The 16,011-nt window shown below is 39.5% G+C and carries 16 protein-coding genes and 2 pseudogenes; 2 read left to right on the forward strand and 16 right to left on the reverse strand.

The window, feature by feature from the left end; all coding sequences use genetic code 11:
• Positions 1–1,110 carry a restriction endonuclease subunit S gene (locus ACFSN5_RS07585; RefSeq protein WP_165329515.1) on the reverse strand — a complete coding sequence of 370 codons (1,110 nt, stop codon included), beginning with the start codon at positions 1,108–1,110 and terminating at the stop codon, positions 1–3.
• Between the two features lie 13 nt (positions 1,111–1,123).
• Positions 1,124–2,110 carry a site-specific tyrosine recombinase/integron integrase gene (gene xerA / locus ACFSN5_RS07590; protein WP_165329516.1) on the reverse strand — a complete coding sequence of 329 codons (987 nt, stop codon included), beginning with the start codon at positions 2,108–2,110 and terminating at the stop codon, positions 1,124–1,126.
• Positions 2,111–2,184: 74 nt separating this feature from the next.
• On the opposite strand from xerA, the gene ACFSN5_RS07595 reads away from it, so the two are divergent.
• Positions 2,185–2,850, forward strand: coding sequence for a restriction endonuclease subunit S (locus tag ACFSN5_RS07595; protein WP_165329517.1), 666 nt, complete (start codon positions 2,185–2,187; stop codon positions 2,848–2,850).
• Here ACFSN5_RS07595 and ACFSN5_RS07600 read toward each other — a convergent pair.
• A complete protein-coding gene (locus tag ACFSN5_RS07600) occupies positions 2,835–3,371 on the reverse strand; it encodes a restriction endonuclease subunit S (protein ID WP_165329518.1) in 537 nt (178 codons plus the stop codon). The two genes, ACFSN5_RS07595 and ACFSN5_RS07600, sit on opposite strands and share 16 nt — an antisense overlap.
• Positions 3,361–4,866: a type I restriction-modification system subunit M gene (locus ACFSN5_RS07605; RefSeq protein WP_165329519.1), complete on the reverse strand. Its 1,506-nt coding sequence runs from the start codon at positions 4,864–4,866 to the stop codon at positions 3,361–3,363. The genes ACFSN5_RS07600 and ACFSN5_RS07605 overlap by 11 nt, the downstream gene beginning before the upstream one ends.
• A gap of 122 nt (positions 4,867–4,988) precedes the next feature.
• Between ACFSN5_RS07605 and ACFSN5_RS07610 the strand changes: the two are divergent.
• Positions 4,989–5,104 (forward strand): annotated as a pseudogene (locus ACFSN5_RS07610) (type II toxin-antitoxin system PemK/MazF family toxin); the annotation flags it as partial.
• Between the two features lie 68 nt (positions 5,105–5,172).
• On the opposite strand, the gene ACFSN5_RS07615 reads toward ACFSN5_RS07610, so the two are convergent.
• From ACFSN5_RS07615 to ACFSN5_RS07670, 12 genes and pseudogenes are all read right to left on the reverse strand, one after another.
• Positions 5,173–5,361, reverse strand: coding sequence for a DivIVA domain-containing protein (locus ACFSN5_RS07615; RefSeq protein ID WP_165329520.1), 189 nt, complete (start codon positions 5,359–5,361; stop codon positions 5,173–5,175).
• A gap of 134 nt (positions 5,362–5,495) precedes the next feature.
• Positions 5,496–5,758 (reverse strand): annotated as a pseudogene (locus ACFSN5_RS07620) (type II toxin-antitoxin system RelE/ParE family toxin).
• Positions 5,755–5,970: a type II toxin-antitoxin system RelB family antitoxin gene (gene relB / locus ACFSN5_RS07625; RefSeq protein ID WP_165209911.1), complete on the reverse strand. Its 216-nt coding sequence runs from the start codon at positions 5,968–5,970 to the stop codon at positions 5,755–5,757. Before relB ends, ACFSN5_RS07620 begins: the two are co-directional and overlap by 4 nt.
• 157 nt (positions 5,971–6,127) lie before the next feature.
• Positions 6,128–6,691, reverse strand: coding sequence for a class I SAM-dependent methyltransferase (locus ACFSN5_RS07630; protein ID WP_165329521.1), 564 nt, complete (start codon positions 6,689–6,691; stop codon positions 6,128–6,130).
• 37 nt (positions 6,692–6,728) lie between these two features.
• Complete coding sequence (gloB, locus tag ACFSN5_RS07635) at positions 6,729–7,430, reverse strand: hydroxyacylglutathione hydrolase (protein ID WP_165329522.1); 702 nt, start codon at positions 7,428–7,430, stop codon at positions 6,729–6,731.
• Positions 7,431–7,557: 127 nt separating this feature from the next.
• Positions 7,558–8,004 (reverse strand): hypothetical protein, encoded by a 447-nt coding sequence (locus ACFSN5_RS07640; protein WP_165329523.1) that lies wholly within the window; start codon positions 8,002–8,004, stop codon positions 7,558–7,560.
• A gap of 55 nt (positions 8,005–8,059) precedes the next feature.
• Positions 8,060–8,992, reverse strand: coding sequence for a TIGR01212 family radical SAM protein (locus ACFSN5_RS07645; protein ID WP_165329524.1), 933 nt, complete (start codon positions 8,990–8,992; stop codon positions 8,060–8,062).
• A 280-nt stretch (positions 8,993–9,272) separates the two neighbouring features.
• Positions 9,273–10,619: an MFS transporter gene (locus ACFSN5_RS07650; RefSeq protein ID WP_165329525.1), complete on the reverse strand. Its 1,347-nt coding sequence runs from the start codon at positions 10,617–10,619 to the stop codon at positions 9,273–9,275.
• A gap of 713 nt (positions 10,620–11,332) precedes the next feature.
• The gene (locus ACFSN5_RS07655) at positions 11,333–12,757 is read right to left on the reverse strand and encodes a DEAD/DEAH box helicase (protein ID WP_398600545.1); all 1,425 of its coding nucleotides are present in this window, start codon (positions 12,755–12,757) and stop codon (positions 11,333–11,335) included.
• A gap of 8 nt (positions 12,758–12,765) precedes the next feature.
• On the reverse strand, positions 12,766–13,698 hold the full coding sequence (locus ACFSN5_RS07660; RefSeq protein ID WP_398600547.1) for a TOTE conflict system archaeo-eukaryotic primase domain-containing protein: 933 nt from the start codon (positions 13,696–13,698) through the stop codon (positions 12,766–12,768).
• 107 nt (positions 13,699–13,805) lie between these two features.
• Complete coding sequence (locus ACFSN5_RS07665; protein ID WP_350018440.1) at positions 13,806–14,048, reverse strand: hypothetical protein; 243 nt, start codon at positions 14,046–14,048, stop codon at positions 13,806–13,808.
• A 283-nt stretch (positions 14,049–14,331) separates the two neighbouring features.
• Positions 14,332–16,008 carry an SWIM zinc finger family protein gene (locus tag ACFSN5_RS07670; protein ID WP_165329526.1) on the reverse strand — a complete coding sequence of 559 codons (1,677 nt, stop codon included), beginning with the start codon at positions 16,006–16,008 and terminating at the stop codon, positions 14,332–14,334.
• Between the last annotated feature and the right edge of the window lie 3 nt (positions 16,009–16,011).

The following is a 16,011-nucleotide window of genomic DNA, read 5'->3' on the forward strand; positions in this document are numbered from 1 at the left end:
TCATTTAGCTGCTTGATTAGCGGAGACTTCACCTGAAAGAAGTTTGGGGAGAAGAGTGTCTCGAAGATTCTTAAGTCTGTTAATCTCATCTAAATTGTCTCCAATAGTCTCAAACAAAGGCGTCACTTGTTTTGTAAAGCTCCTAATATCTTCTTCTTTTAATTCGATAGTTGGCATAATTTCAATATGCTTAGGATAAATATGAGGTTGTGCCGAACCCGTTTGAGAGTCATATATCTCTTGTTGGCGCTTTTTAAGCATTACATACCAAAAATAAACATCATCAGTCATACTAGAATCAATATATGAGGAATCAGATGACCAAACTGGGACATGCCATAAATTAATATATCCCGCATTAGCACCAGAAGCTGAAATGGTAAGAACAGGTGATTTTGTATTTGCAATATTATGAAAAGTTGAAGGTTGTAGACCTCCAGCTACAACTGGAACTGTTCCATCTATTGCATCTTTTGAAAGTAAATTTTTGCCACGTTTGGGAGTAAGATATTCACCAATTGTGAATTCTCCTGAAGAAGCATTTGGAAACATATTTTCAAATATTGAGATAGCTACCTGCTCTAAATGATGATTTATCTTTTTGTTATTTTCAATTTTGTCATCAATTGCTTTTAGTGTTAAGCCTATTTCAATCTGCTGCTCCAATGGAGGACATGAAATCTCATAATTCTTAACAACGTCTAGTTGAACTCTTTGTCTTCCAGACGTTCCTACCATTGATTTGATAGCAACTTCTCTAACATTTGGGTCAAGCATTAAATAATAAACAAAATTTTCGTCGCTGATTCCTTTTTTTGCCCTTGCTACGATGAATTCCGTTGAACCAAAACCTATTTCACCTTCACCCAGTAAGCTTACCTTAGCTGTTTTACCATTTTCAAGACTAGGTGTAATACGAGCCATTAGAGTATCACCATTTCTAAATTTAGTTCCACCTTTATACTCTAATAGTTCAAATTCAGGAATATCACGAGTAAATGGTTCTATTTTTTCCATAGCTACTTTTTTCGCTGTCGTTCCTTTAGGTAAACGCTCTGTTGGATTAAAATCTATAATATCCGAAAGTTTTACCTTCTTCCAATTATTCAATTTTTATTTCTCCTCACCCTATATATTTTCGGTGCGAATTTTTGACATTCGCTTGGTTGACCATGGCATAGTGCATGGTTGTATCTATCTTGACATGACCTAGCAAGTGCTGAACTTGCTCGATGGGCATGCCTTTATCTATCGCTCTGGTTGCTAATGTCCGTCTGAATTTGTGCGGATGAACTTTGTTTAAATCCGCTTTTTGTCCTAATTGTCTCAATCTTGTCTCTACTCCACCAATCAATAACCTATCATGAGGAGAAGACAAGGAAACAAATAGAGCGGGATTATCATCAGTTCGGCTATCTAGGTAGTTTATCAAATGGATTTTCGTCCTAGCGTCGAAATAAACAATCCGTTCACTATTTCCCTTGCCGAAGACCACACATTCTCTTTCATAGAAATTAATGTCTTCTCTGTTTAACCCTACTAACTCACCTACACGCATGCCTGTTGAAGCCAGTAGATCAATCATGGCCAAATCACGAATCTCGTCACAGGCATCTCTCAAAAGTTCAAGACCTTCATCAGAAAATGTCTCTTTTATCGTTTTATCCGTTTTTATCTTATGAATGCGACGAACAGGACTTTTAAGAATATAGTCCTCATCTTCTAACCAACTGAAAAAACTGCTAAAAATCCGACGCATATTATCAATCGTTACCTTACTAGAATTGCGATCCTGCTGATAATCCGCGAGATAAGACCGTAAATCACTGGTAGTAAGATCTCTTATCGCCTTTTTTAAACTAACCAACATATTTTTAATAACCATTTTATAATAGGTTAGAGACTTTTCGCTACATCCTTCAATTCGTTTCGCTGAAATAAATAACTCTAGCAAATGGCTGTTAGTTTCCTGCTCTGTAACAGATTTGACTTCTGCCACTTCTACCCTTGTAAATACGGCCGTTAAAACCTTTTTTAAATCCTCTAACTGCTTTACTGTCAAGCTTTTCGCCATGTTAGATGTGATTTGTGTAATTAATTTATCTTTCATAAGCAACCTACCTTTCTCCACTATTTTATTACAGTTCACAGGTAGGCACATAGATAAATCATCATTTAGAAGAGATGGCGCAAGCTATTTTTAAATCTTGGTTTGTTGATTTTGAACCGTTTGGTGGTATTCAGCCGTCTGATTTTAATACAGGAAAAGCTGAAGAGTACTTTGAAATTGGAATTGGAAAGACTCCTCCCCGTAAGGAGACTGAGTGGTTTACTAACGACTCAAATAGTGTAAAGTGGGTATCCATATCTGATATGGGAAGTTGTGGAATGTTCATCAGTGATAGTTCTGAATACTTGACGGAAAAAGCTGTAGAACGATTTAATATTAAAACTATTCCCAAAAAGACAGTATTACTTAGTTTTAAATTAACAATTGGAAGAATAGCTATTACAGACACAGAAATGGTAAGTAATGAAGCAATAGCGCATTTTAAAACTACTGATACTAATATTTTAGAATATCTTTATTGTTATCTTAAACAATTTGAATTTGAAACACTTGGAAACACTTCATCGATTGCAACAGCTGTAAATTCAAAGACAATTAAAAGTATGCCTTTTACTAAACCAAGTGATATTGTTCTTAGAAATTTCCATGAAATTATCGCACCAATTTTTGAGGAAATTCGATCAAATATAACAGAGATTTTTAAACTTCAATCAATACGTGATACCCTTCTACCAAAACTTCTCTCTGGGGAGCTTTCCATCGATCAAGCCGCTAAATGATGATTTATCTTTTTATTATTCTCAATTTTGTCATCTAAAGCTTTTAATACTTTGGCGATTATATACTGTTCACGAAATGGCGGAATAGTGACTTCTATACTTTTAAACGTATCACGAGTAATAGTATCAAAAACTGATCCGTGCACACTTTTCTTCAAAGTCCGCAAACTATTTTTAAGAAGGTAATATAAAAAAGTTTTGTCAACACTATCATCTTTGGGACGAAGTCCATAGCACGACTGATTAAAGGCCATTGGAAAGGGAATCATAGATAGTTCACCTACCGTTCCCCTAGCTGATATTATTATATCGTCTTTTTGAAGAAGTTTTGTTGAACTATTTTCCAGACCACTTTTAGTAATTGTCTTTTCTGTTTTATAAACATATCTATCATCATTCCCAAAATCCTTCACTGAAAGCCATGGAATATCTCCATTCCAATATTCAGCTATGGTGGTTTTAGGAGTACCTCCACCAATTATTTCTAGGATATCGGATAATTTTGTTTTTTCAGATTTCAAACCCAATTGCCTCCAGTCTTTCACGAATCTCATCTTCTAGCTCATGCGATTTGGTAAAGAGTTCTGATAGTTCACTGGTCAAGCGCTCCATTTTCTCCTCAAAGGGCTCACCGTCATCTTCTTGCTCTTCAATACCGACATAGCGTCCCGGTGTTAAGATATAATCCTGCTTAGCAATTTCTGATGTGTCAACTACTGCACAGAAGCCTTTAACATCTTCTAATTTCCCATTTTGGAAGGCTTCAAAAGTATCAGCTAGTTTTTTAATATCGTCATCACTAAAATCACGGTGCTTGCGGTCAACCATTTCACCCATATTGCGAGCATCGATAAATACTGTTTTCCCTTTTTGCTTTTTGTTTTTACTGATAAACCAGAGACAAGCTGGAATAGTCACACTGTAAAAAAGGTTAGATGGCAAGGCAATAATCCCCTCAATTAAATCATCTTCAATAATCTTTTGACGAATGTCTCCTTCACCTTTTGTGGTGGAAGACAGAGAGCCATTAGCTAACACTAGACCAATCTTTCCATTACTTGGATCCATGTGATGAATCATGTGCTGAATCCAAGCATAGTTAGCATTACCATCTGGTGGAGTCCCATATTTCCAGCGAATATCATCTTTGAGCTTGTCCGCACCCCAGCCTGAAATATTAAAGGGCGGATTAGCCATAATGTAATTAGCCTTTAGGGTTGGGTGCAGGTCATTATAAAAAGTATTTTCTTGGTGTTCGCCAAAGTTGGCATCAATGCCTCGAATGGCCATGTTCATCTTAGCCATTTTCCAAGTATCTGCATTAGATTCTTGACCAAAAATAGATAAGTTGGCAATATTACCACTGTGGCTCTCTACAAATTTAGCTGACTGCGCAAACATACCTCCTGAACCACAGGCAGGATCATAGACACGCCCGCGGAAAGGTTTTAGAATTTCAACAATCGTTTTAACAATGCTGGTCGGTGTATAAAATTCACCACCGCGTTTCCCTTCATGGGCTGCAAATTGTTCAATACAATATTCATAAGCGCGGCCTAGCAGATCTTTTTCTTCTGAGCCTTCAAACATATTGATATTAGTAAAAATATCAACGACTTCACCTAAGACCCGTTTATCCAAGTCGGGGCTAGCATAAATTTGAGGAAGAACGTTGTCCAAACTTGGATTATCGTCTTCTATCTCACGCATGGCTTCATCTAAAATCGTTCCAATTTCTGACGAATGTGCATGGCTGGCAACAAATTTCCAGCGAGCTTTTTCCGGTACATAAAAAATATTGTCCTCAGCATAGGCATCTGGATCATTTTCAAAACCAGAACCCTCAGCCACTAGCTCGTTATACTTTTCTTCAAAAGCATCTGAAACGTACTTCAAGAAAATAAGCCCGATAACGACTTTTCGATAATCAGATGCAGAAATGTGTCCCCGCAAGGCATCTGCAGCATTCCATAATTCTTTTTCAAATCCAATATTAGCATTTGTCTTTTTTGCCATTATTTTCCTCTTTTTAACAATTTTATTACACCTATTATTATAGCACTATAAAATGCTATTTATATCAAGACTTGACTATTTTTGCTTAGCTCCTCAACACTCCCTCTGAAAACCATTTGATTTTTCAACTTCGCACATTTGACTACAGAGCTCGTGATATTCAGAAAATCGGGCAGCTGGATACTTGGGCTTTCAAAAGGTAGTGCCACTCTACACCTATATTTTTAAAGAGAGATGATTTCTCTTAACGCTACATCACAAAAGCTGCCAGAGTCATTGCTCTGACAGCTTTTTGGGTTATCAAATCTAATAAAACAGAGAATCATTTATCTCCGACTTCAATGCCTTGATGCCATCGTTGGAGGATGGCTTTCCCTGCTCCAAAGCATCTAAGGTGGCTATAATCTCATCGAGAAATTCGTCAACTTCTTCCTTATTGTAGCCTCTAAATTCTGTAGAGAACTTTTTATCCAAGATTTCCTGCTTGGTGATCATTTGGGCTCCTCCTTAATAATGCCTTTGTTTATCTTCTGATAGGCTTCCTTTAAAGCTCTATTAACCTAGCTAGGAAACACTTTTTCACTAGGACAGAGCAGGCCTGTCGTTAATGGCAAGAGTAAACATACCCGCTAATAAATATCTCTATGATGACCAACCGCAAACACTTCTATAATGATTTCATCTTCAAGAATATTGGCTAGTATTCGATAATCACCTACACGATAACGCCACTCCCCAGATCGATTGGCAGTCAGTCCTTTCCCATGTTGCCTTGGACTATGCGTTCCTTGAAGATTTTTATCTACCCAAAGCAAGATAGATGAACGTGTAAAAACGTCTAATTTTTTAGCTGTTTCAAAGCCTTTTTAGTGTAGGTAACTTTATAGCTCATAATCCAAATTCTTTCATGATGTCTTCATGAGATAGTCGCTTTCCATCATCTTCTGCTATTGCTTGACGTAAAACCTGTAAATCGTAGTCATCTTCTATTCTTTCTAGCATAGCTTGCCTTGCAAATTCAGAAATAGTGAGACCGTGCAGGTGAATATAATTTTTGATCAAATCACTATCTTGTTCATTGATCCTTAAAGTCATTGTAGCCATCAATATCGCCTCCTTGGATACATTGTATTTCAATTATAAATGAGCTTACGCTAAATTTCCAAGCTTCAATAGCCTGACAAAAGAAAATCAAGAATAGATAAGGCATCACAGTGTTTTTGTAGGGTAAGCTGAAGCCAACAGCCTATCGTTTTGATTTTCAAAGGGGGGTTGCCTTATTCAACTTCTCCATCATGACTAAAAAAGGCGGGGTATTAACCTGATTAAGAGGCTGGTAGAGCATGGCTGTGAAGCGGTTCTGGTCCAGCTGGCGGACATAGTCTAGGACAGCATCCTTTTCCTGATTGCCACCCTTGTGGCCATAGTAGATCATGATGGATAAGCGGCCGCCAACTTCTAGGCGCTCTAAAATCTTTTCAATAGCAATCAAAGTTGTATCTGGCTTGGTGATGACCGATTTGTCAGCACTGGGCAGATATCCCAGATTAAAAATAGCTGCGCGGATAGGCTCTGAAACATAAGTATCCACTTTTTCATGGCCATCTAGGATCAGCTGGGCATTGGTCAGGTTTTGATGCGCCAAGCGCTCCCGCGTCTTCTCAAGGGCCTGCTCCTGAATATCAAAAGCGTAGACTTTTTTAGCCAGACTAGCCAAAAAGGCAGTGTCATTACCATTTCCCATGGTCGCATCGACCGCGATACTGTCTTGGTCTAATACTTCTTCCAAAAAATCATGGGAGAGCTGAATAGGGCGTTTGATCATAAAAGTTTCCTTACTTGTTCGTTCTTGGTATGTTTTTCTAAAAATTATCCTTCAAGGTTCTCAGCCTTGTAAATTCTTGGACATCCTTGGCCATGAGAAAAACATTGATCTGTTTTTCTACTCCTATGGTAGGTGGCAGGCTTGGAAGGCCTTGCTCGACAAGGGCTTTCGTCTTGTCATAATAGTCTTTGACGAAAACATCTGTCGTTTGTGTCAGAGCAAATTGTAAATTGGTCAGTGTGTATTCATGACCTGCATAAACCTTAACATCATCCGCTAAATTTCTGAAGAAGACCATGGACTTGTACTGAGCCTTATAGTCTCCTGTAAAGACTCTGCCGCATCCTGCTGAGAAAAGAGCGTCACCAGACAGGAGGTGCTGCTTATCCACAAGATAAGAAATGTGGTCTTCCGTATGGCCTCCCGTTAAAAAGACCTCTATTTGAGAGCCATAGAGTTCAATGGTGTCGCCGTCTTTCAGGACAGTGTCTACCAAATGACTGACTTCTTTGGGCCCATAAGTTTTGGCGTTAGGATATTGGGCTACAATCTCACCCATGCCATCGACATGGTCAGCATGAACATGAGTGATTAAGATAGCACCCGCTTTGAGATGATTTTCTTCCAAATAATCTAAGACTGGCTTGGCCTCCCCGGGGTCAACGATAATGGCTTCGTCCCCCTGAGACCATACCCAAATGTAATTATCGGCTAAGGCTGGTATTGCATTGAGTTTCATAAATTTCTCCTAATTTGTTCTTACTTTTGGCATAGTTTATGGTTCACATTCTGCGGTTAACCTCATGAGCACGGTTCCTTATCAGGTGCAAAAGGGGAATAGACAAACCATTTCCCTTATTTGGGATTTAACGATAGTACAATTGCAGTAAGGCACTCACGAAATAGATAACAAAGTAGAAATAATGAAGGGGTAAATTCCATTTGAGATAATTCTGTCTCATATCAGTTGAAATTGGCTTACCGCTATTGATGGCCTCTTCACTTTTTGCAAAGCCTGTCACATGATGGCAAACCAGTAATACCATTAGAGGAATAATCCCTAATACACGAACGGTTACTAAAGGGCTGCTTACTAAAAGAGACACTAACCCTAAGAAAAACTGCAAACCGACACACATACGATAGAGGCTGGCAACTGCAGTATTCCGTCTAAATTGGCTGTAAAAATGTGAAAAACCTTGATCTAGCTCTTGGCGCAATAAATAATTAAAATAAGCACCCAATGTGACCGAATAGGACAGCATAAACCCAGCAATCACAGCCGTCAGCAACAGTGTTAAATCATAGAACATAAGCCTTCCCCACATCTTATCCTTTGCAGTACTAATCTCATAAAATAAGTTCGTTCTAGGCTCTTACCTCTGCCCTACACCCCTGTACACTCCCTCGTCTTTCCATTTCTTTATCAATGGCGTTGAGGACTTCCCACTTATTAAGGCTCCACATGGGGCCGATGAGCATATCGCGCGGGGCATCGCCTGTGATGCGGTGAATGATGATATCCTTAGGGATAATCTCCAGCTGGTCGCAAATGATAGAGACATACTCCTCTTGACTGAGGAGTTTGAGGCGTCCTTCATGGTAGTCGCGCTGCATGCGGGTATTGGTCATGAGGTGGAGGAGATGGAGCTTGACTCCATTGATATCATTATCCCGCACCAGACGGCGGACATTCTCCACCATCATCTCATGCGTTTCTCCGGGCAGACCATTGATGAGGTGGGAGACGATTTCTACCTTGGGAGCTAGCTCCCGCACGCGCTTGACAATATCGATATAGAGCTGGTAGCTGTGAGCACGGTTGATCAGCTCGGAAGTTTTCTCGTAAGTCGTTTGCAATCCTAGCTCAAGCGTGACGTGCATACGCTCTGAGAGCTCAGCTAGGTAGAGAATGGTTTCATCTGGCAGACAGTCAGGGCGCGTCCCAATATTGACACCAACGACACCCGGCTCATTGATAGCCTGCTCATAGCGCTCACGAATGACTTCGACCTTGTCATGCGTGTTGGTATAATTTTGAAAATAAACGAGGTATTTATTAACATCTGGCCACTTGCGGTGCATGAAGTCGATTTCCTTATAAAACTGCTCGCGAATGGGTGCTTCTGGTGCCACAATGGCATCCCCTGAACCCGATACGGTGCAAAAAGTACAGCCGCCATGAGCGACCGTACCATCCCGATTGGGACAGTCAAATCCTGCGTCAATCGGCAACTTAAAAATCTTTTCGCCAAACAACTGACGGTAATAATCATTGACAGTATTATAACGTTTTTTCATACCTCTTATTATAACACTTTCATTTTTGAGACAAAAATCTATTCACAAGCCTTATTCCTTTTCAAGAGAATTGCGCAAACAGTCTGCTTAAACAGCACTTGAATTCAGTTCGTTACTATAAGGGACTAAAAAGAGAGGCAGGACAGAAAAATGCCCCGCCTCCTCTGTTTTTAAAGTTTGATAGCATAGATGACAAATACTAAATATCCAGCCTCTCACATGCCATCAGGCATCGATATGTACCCAATTAAATCTGCTCTATTTTTCAGCATTAACCCAACTAATGATTGGCCAAAGCTTTCCTCATTCGCGCTTCATGGATCATGATGTAGATCAGTAAAAATACCGCTAAGATGCAGGCACCGTAAAGGACAGTATCACTGGCTACCCAGCCAAATCTCGCAACTAAAATACCAATCAGGGCGGTTGCTAAGGTTTCACCAAATATATATTGGAAAAAGCCCATGAAGCCTGTCGAGGAACCGACGGCAAATTTAGGAACGACTTCATTGACCATCAGCCCTACCAATGTTAGGGGAGCATAAATTAGAGTCCCCATAATAAAGAGAACAACAACAATCAAGGTAGCATTTTTACTATAGAAATAAGTCGTTAAACAAATCAGTAATCCTATAACACTCGCTAAACAGACCAAGGCACGGCGATTTTTTAGAGAATCAGAAATTGCTCCTAGGAGAATCACACCAGGTACAGAGGCTAACTCAAAAATACCAACCAACCATTTGGAAAAGCTAGGCTCAAAGCCCTTTGACTGAACCAAATAACTAGGAATCCAAGACATGACGCCGTAGCGAACAATATAGAGGGACATTGAGGTTAATGTTACAGCCCAGACCATAGGATTTTTTAAAATATATTGGACAAAAATTTTCCAAAGCTGAAGGTCTGTTAAGTCATCCGCAGCTGCTTCTCCGCTCTCTAAAACAACCGCATCACCTGTATATTCAGCAATAGAAGGAAGTCCCACCGCAGCAGGTCTTTCCGAACCAGCCCAAAGCACAAAAGCCGCTATTAAGAAAGAAACAACTGAGGCTGTGTAAAAGACGGCTGTGATAGAGCCTGAAAAAAGGAAGCTGGCGATCTGGACGACTGCAACACAACAAAAAGCACCCGCATTATGAGCCGAGGACCAGATGGAAAAAATGGTTCCACGCCAGCGCCTGCCCCACCAAAGTTGGATGGTTCGCTGACAGGCCGCTGCTCCCATGCCCTGAGCGATTGACATCACCAGCATGAGCACCATCATGACATAAAAATTGCGCGTTGACCCCAGACCTAGATTAAGAAGAGCCGAAATGATCAATCCAGTTGCTAAATAGCGGATGGTATTACTTTTATCACTGAGGGCTCCCATAAAAAGCTTTGAAATGCCATAGCCTACGCCAAAACAAGACAAAACAAGACCAATCTGAGCGGTTGTATAACCGTAGACCTTCATAATATCATTTTGCTCGGTGGTGAAGATCAAACGAATAATATAATAGCCAATATAGCCTAAGCACAGTGCGGCTAAAACGCCAATCTGGTGCCAGCGATAGCTGCGGGCTATTTTTTCAGCAGGAACTTTTTCTGTAGCATCAGGTGACGGTTGCAAAAATGAAAACATAAGCTGCCTCCTATAAGATAACTAGGGGCCGATTCGCTTTAGCGAAAATGTTCGACAGGAAAATGAGGGAACGGCGCCATGTGCTGGCACACAAGGAGTGTTCTCTGTTCCTCGAGGAAATTAGGCCCGTGTCCGTTTCATCACGCGAAAGTGTCAGTCCTTATCCCCTAATCAGGGATAATCAGAGTTTTAGGATTTCACCCTCTAGGATGTATGCGCATTCATTATAGTGCTTACTAATTCGTTTTTCAACAAAGCATGAGCAAAAATTACACAAACGAAAACATTCTATTTTTTCTAAAAAGGGAGTGGCATCAACCTAAAAATTGAAAATTTCGGTCCTCACCACGTCCTGATTTTAAGGTGGCGACCTGAAATGATCTAAAACGATCCCCAGACCGTTTTTGACACTTGCTCTGCAAACTTCATTTCCCGATTAAAAAGGTCTCCCAGACCTTTTTACCCCACTCCCGAGCAGTTAGCTAGTTTTTCCGCTTTGGCCTTGTGGCAAAGGGGAAATCAGCCAACCACTGCGCCAAAATTTTATTACAAAACAACAAGACTGGACGAGTTTTTTGCCCATCTTCACAAGATAAGCCAATGTTACAGGGTGTTCTGTTCCTCGAGATATTGTTTAACCATCACCTGTTCTGCGTTAAACTGTTCTATCTAAAATAGTTAACATGAAACAGAACATTCATCCTAGTCTCTTCTCACCTTTTCTTATCTATTTCAGTTAAAAATTCTCTAGCAATTGTTTGGCTTTCCAGTCTCAATAAATTCATATCGTTTTTAAAATTGTCAGCTAATGGCGAAAGACTGCCATACCATACGATATTTTCATCAATGACTAACAAATTCGTTGAAAATTTTTCGTCTATTAGACTTACTCTTACCATTTTTTGTTCGAAGCCTTTTAACCATAAAGCTAGGCGGTGTTCCTTAGGAATTTGGAATTCTAGCTTTTTCCCCGATAAAAGTCGCAGTAAGTCATATACCTTACGAGAGGTAAAAGAGTTTATTCTTAGTAAAATACTTGACTGCAACTCTTGTAAGTCTTCTTTAAATACTTTTTCATAGGAAGATGCATCGAATAGACTTTGTTCCCTCTTATCTCCTTCTAGTTGATAAGCCATCTTTTTATAAGCAACTTGCCGCTTTTGATACATTTTTTCAAGGTAAGGGATGTAAATATCAAGATAATCAAAAATCTTTACTTTATCTTTCCCTTTATATGGACGATGCAATCTTCCAGCATATTGGATAAGATTATTTTTCCAAGATAAAGGAGCCCCTAAAATAAGAGTATCCAATTTTGGTAAATCAAATCCTTCACCAATAAATTTGCCAGTTGATAAAAGGACAAATGCTTGATTGTCGTCTAAACCGTTAATGTTTTCCAAATTTTTTTGCACATCTTTTCTCTTTGTTCTACCACTCAAATAAAAAACATGCATCAACTGTTTTTGCTGAAGTAATTCTCTTAAATGTTCGATATGTTCGACACGATTGACAAGTACCAGAATTTTTCTTCCCTCTTGATAGGACCGATAGATGTCTTGACCAATCATTTTATTCCGGGTGACATCTTCAGCAATCCATCGGTTGAGTTCTGAAAAATTCGTACTCTTAGATTTTTCAATATTCAGTTTCCCAAAAGACGTTAAACGAAGGGCAAGGTATTTTTCAAAATTAGTGTCTTCTTTATCTGCAATATGTAAGATTTCACCGATTCTCTGAAAAACAATAGGTTCATGTCCATTCTTGCGTTCTGGTGTTGCTGTTAAACCATAAAGATACTGTCCAGAGAACTGAGCAACAACTCTCTCAAACTGGCGAGCGGTTATATGATGACATTCATCTACAATCATCATCCCATAGGAGCTAAGAAATTTATCAATATTATCATGCTTAAAAAGCGATTGAATCATAACAACATCAACAAGTCCGCTTGTCCATTTTTTAGCAGCTTGGTATTGTCCGATATGATCAATCCGTTTTTCTCGTCCAGATGGTGTATAGCGCACAGCTTCATCTTCTTCAAAGTAGAGGAAATCGGAAAGTCTATCTAACCACTGTTCTAGTAGTTGACGATTATGAACCAAAACAATCGTTCTCTTTTGAAGACGAGCAATCAAAGCTGCTCCTAAAACGGTTTTTCCAAATCCCGTTTCTGCGCAAGGGACAGTTCTTTGCTATCCTTTTTTGATTCATTTTCTATAGTTAGCACGTTTTCCAACTGTTTTGAACTTATCCTATTAACATCTTGTAAGTACTTCCACTGATTTTCATAAGGTTTAAAATCACGATCAACGAATACAGTCCGCCCTTCCTTATAACTGTCTCCTTGCAAGGGCAAAGCAATCAGGTTTCCAAAACCACCTTTAGGAAGAAGATCCTGATTAGGAAACATACGATCAAAAGAAGAAAATGAGATGGATTTAGACTTCTGCATGGCTAGTTTTATTATGGTCTTTCCAAAATCTCGAGCTTGTTTACAAGGAATGTCATTGTCAAAGAAAAACCAGACATGGGCATCATTTCCTGAACGCGAAATTTCTACATAAGCTTCTACGCCTTGCTGATCAGCCGCTTGTCTTACAGCCGTTACTGCATCACGCCAATCTTTCTTATCAAAATCAATAGCTAAAAAAGAGCAGGTGTCTGATTGGCTGATAGGGAAGAGGCCGATTCTGCTATTGTCGCGCAAATGATTTTTCAGTACCTCATCTGTTAAAGGAGCATAGATCCTTTTTTCAGGAGGAAGATTGCGCCAACCGTAGTGATAAGAAGGATAATACTGAATGTTCCCCTCTTGGTTAATATAGGATTTAGCATAGACATCTCTACGCCCCTTGAAAAGAGAGAAATATAGTTGCAGCTTTTGGCGAGTCGTAAACTGTGAATACTGGAGTGCAAAGTCGGCTTGTAGCTGGTTATCGTTAATAAGAAATCTTTCCTTGTTATCTTGATATTCCAATAAATTCAGCTGCTCATCGCTCTTATAATATGGAAAACGGGCAAGCTGTTTAACCTGCCTGCCCGTGGATTTTTCGTAATATACAGCCGTCATTAACATCTCCTCCTCATCACTCTTCAATCACTCTAATACCATACCCGTGATACCAATCTCGTGCAATCTTGACATCGTCTTGCTCTTGAAAAGCTTACCACGTTTCTTCTAAATCAAAGGAATACAAGCAGCTCTCTGAAGCACCTAAAAGCACCACGCCCTTGTACTGCTTTTGTTAAGGATTCTTGAGCTTTCCCTGATGGCAACTGTTCAATAAAATCCGCCATCATTTTATAGTCGTCAATATCAAATTGGCTTGGCAAAGGAATATACTCATTAATTGTTCCTTTAACTCTATTGTCATTAATCCGTAAAAGGCTATCAGACTGCCTATTAAATAGTACTGAAACTCCCAATCAGCCATATAAAAACACTCTTTAACATCTGATAACTTAAGAGGCATTACCACTAGGCTTCATCAAGATACGAGACTACTCAAAGAGTCCAATGAACTATTCAAGGTGGTCAATAAGGTTTGCGGACAATGATCATTGAAAGGCCTAAGGGAAGTTGCTCAATGAAACTTCATAAACAGTCAATTTTCTCTTTTAGCCCTTGCTGCTTTCTTATTTTTAGGCAACAAGCTGCACTAGCCTATCTCCAAGCTGCTAGACTCCATAGGAGCATAGAGTACCCCCATTAAAACCCAGCCTGACGTAGTTCTTCTAACAGGGCACGCTTACGAGGATAAGTCTCCTTCCAATTATGGACTATTTTACTGCCGATCACTTGACCATCAGGGTAGGTGGCTATCTTTTTTAAGTAGTCAGCCAAAAGTCTATAGGTCTTCCGATCAGAGGCTGACATTATCATTTTCGACACCTCTTTAACGTAAGCATCCCTGACTGGGATTGGAAATAAATTTTTTAACGTTTGTTCATACTGATCAAGGTAATAGTGTCGCTGAAAAGGTATAGATAGAATGGCATCCAGCAGCTGACGATATAAGCCTTCTTTGTCTAACAGCGCTAAACGTCCCCTTATGCTCATCTGAGACAGTAAACGCGAACGATAGTCTAGCCATTCGTCGTGACTGGAGACCTCTTTTAGTTCTCCAATCTTATCTAAGTTATCTTCATCATATTCCAAGACATATTTAACCAGCTCATCCTTATAATCTTTACCAGCCCCTTGCTTCTGATAAATAGCCATTAAAAGCTCGCTGTGACGAAGCACCAGCCCCTTATAATGATTATCCAAGATTTTACTCTCTTTAAGGATGGCAACAGCACGATCTAATCGCTGTTCAGACAAGGCTTTATGAGCCGCTGCCATACGAACCTGTGGGATAAACCAATAGTCTTTTTGGTAAGATTCAATGGCTTCTTGACTATAACCAAGATCCTCCATCAGTTTCAAGCGTTTTACCACGAAATCCTCAAATTGATAAGAAGGATACCGTGAGTCATTATCAGCCTGCCGCTCTTCCAGATGCGCAATAACTTGATCCAGAGCCACTAGTTTTTCTTCCAAATATTCTGGTGTCTGAAAGTGTTCTTCCAAAAAATCTTGAACACACTCTTGTGCAAAACTATCGTTCAAATGGCTAAGCTGATACTGATTAAACCAGATGAACATCTCCTGTCTGAAATCGCTGTCAGCCTGATGATAGATCTGCTCCCAAAGCTGGGAACAATGGCTGAAAAGCGCTCCGATAATCTCACCATTTTCAATTTGTTGCTCGTCAATTTCTGCAAATATAAAGCCAAGCAATTCAAATGCTTCTCTATTAAACTGTTTTTGAATCAAATTTAAAATCTTCTGGTTGAGAAAGTTAACAACATCACGTTTATAGCTTTTCCCTTTAGGCCAATCAATATAGCCATACCGGTCGCTGTATTTATTAGACAAAGACGTAAACTCGGCTTTTAAATGAGCAATCTGTTTTTGGCTAATCTTGTTACTGTAACGCGTCACAAGTAACATTTCAAGTGATTGATCTGTTTGACATAAATAAGACAGAGCATCTCGTAACTCTTCTTCCGTCAGCTGCGCAATTAGCTCAATTGCAGCGTCAGTTTCTTCTATATCTGAATTCTTGACTTCAGTATCATCATCGTCGATGGCGTATAAAACCGCAGCCATGTGTTTACAATGATGCCCTTCTAAGGCATAGGGACAGTCACACCACATTTGCTCCAAAGTATCATCATCAATCTCTAGAATAACTTCGTAATCTTCACTTCCAGACACAAAGGCGTGATAACCCCTTGAAGTTTTGGCCAGACCAAAAACACAGCCGGCTTGATAATAATCAAATCCCCTCTCTAATATCTTATTTGAAAATTTATCAAACCACATTGTGTCATTCGTCATAAA

The sequence above is a fragment of the Streptococcus tangpeifui genome (assembly GCF_044503215.1).
In the GTDB taxonomy this organism is placed as follows: Bacteria; Bacillota; Bacilli; order Lactobacillales; family Streptococcaceae; genus Streptococcus; species Streptococcus tangpeifui.

Coding starts and splice junctions, on each gene's coding strand:
- ACFSN5_RS07645 (WP_165329524.1), bottom strand. CDS start 8,992: ATGAAAAAACGTTATAATACTGTCAATGATTATTACCGTCAGTTGTTT.
- ACFSN5_RS07640 (WP_165329523.1), bottom strand. CDS start 8,004: ATGTTCTATGATTTAACACTGTTGCTGACGGCTGTGATTGCTGGGTTT.
- ACFSN5_RS07650 (WP_165329525.1), bottom strand. CDS start 10,619: ATGTTTTCATTTTTGCAACCGTCACCTGATGCTACAGAAAAAGTTCCT.
- ACFSN5_RS07605 (WP_165329519.1), bottom strand. CDS start 4,866: ATGGCAAAAAAGACAAATGCTAATATTGGATTTGAAAAAGAATTATGG.
- ACFSN5_RS07630 (WP_165329521.1), bottom strand. CDS start 6,691: ATGATCAAACGCCCTATTCAGCTCTCCCATGATTTTTTGGAAGAAGTA.
- relB (WP_165209911.1), bottom strand. CDS start 5,970: ATGGCTACAATGACTTTAAGGATCAATGAACAAGATAGTGATTTGATC.
- ACFSN5_RS07595 (WP_165329517.1), top strand. CDS start 2,185: ATGGCGCAAGCTATTTTTAAATCTTGGTTTGTTGATTTTGAACCGTTT.
- ACFSN5_RS07660 (WP_398600547.1), bottom strand. CDS start 13,698: ATGTTAATGACGGCTGTATATTACGAAAAATCCACGGGCAGGCAGGTT.
- xerA (WP_165329516.1), bottom strand. CDS start 2,110: ATGAAAGATAAATTAATTACACAAATCACATCTAACATGGCGAAAAGC.
- gloB (WP_165329522.1), bottom strand. CDS start 7,430: ATGAAACTCAATGCAATACCAGCCTTAGCCGATAATTACATTTGGGTA.
- ACFSN5_RS07670 (WP_165329526.1), bottom strand. CDS start 16,008: ATGACGAATGACACAATGTGGTTTGATAAATTTTCAAATAAGATATTA.
- ACFSN5_RS07615 (WP_165329520.1), bottom strand. CDS start 5,361: ATGATCACCAAGCAGGAAATCTTGGATAAAAAGTTCTCTACAGAATTT.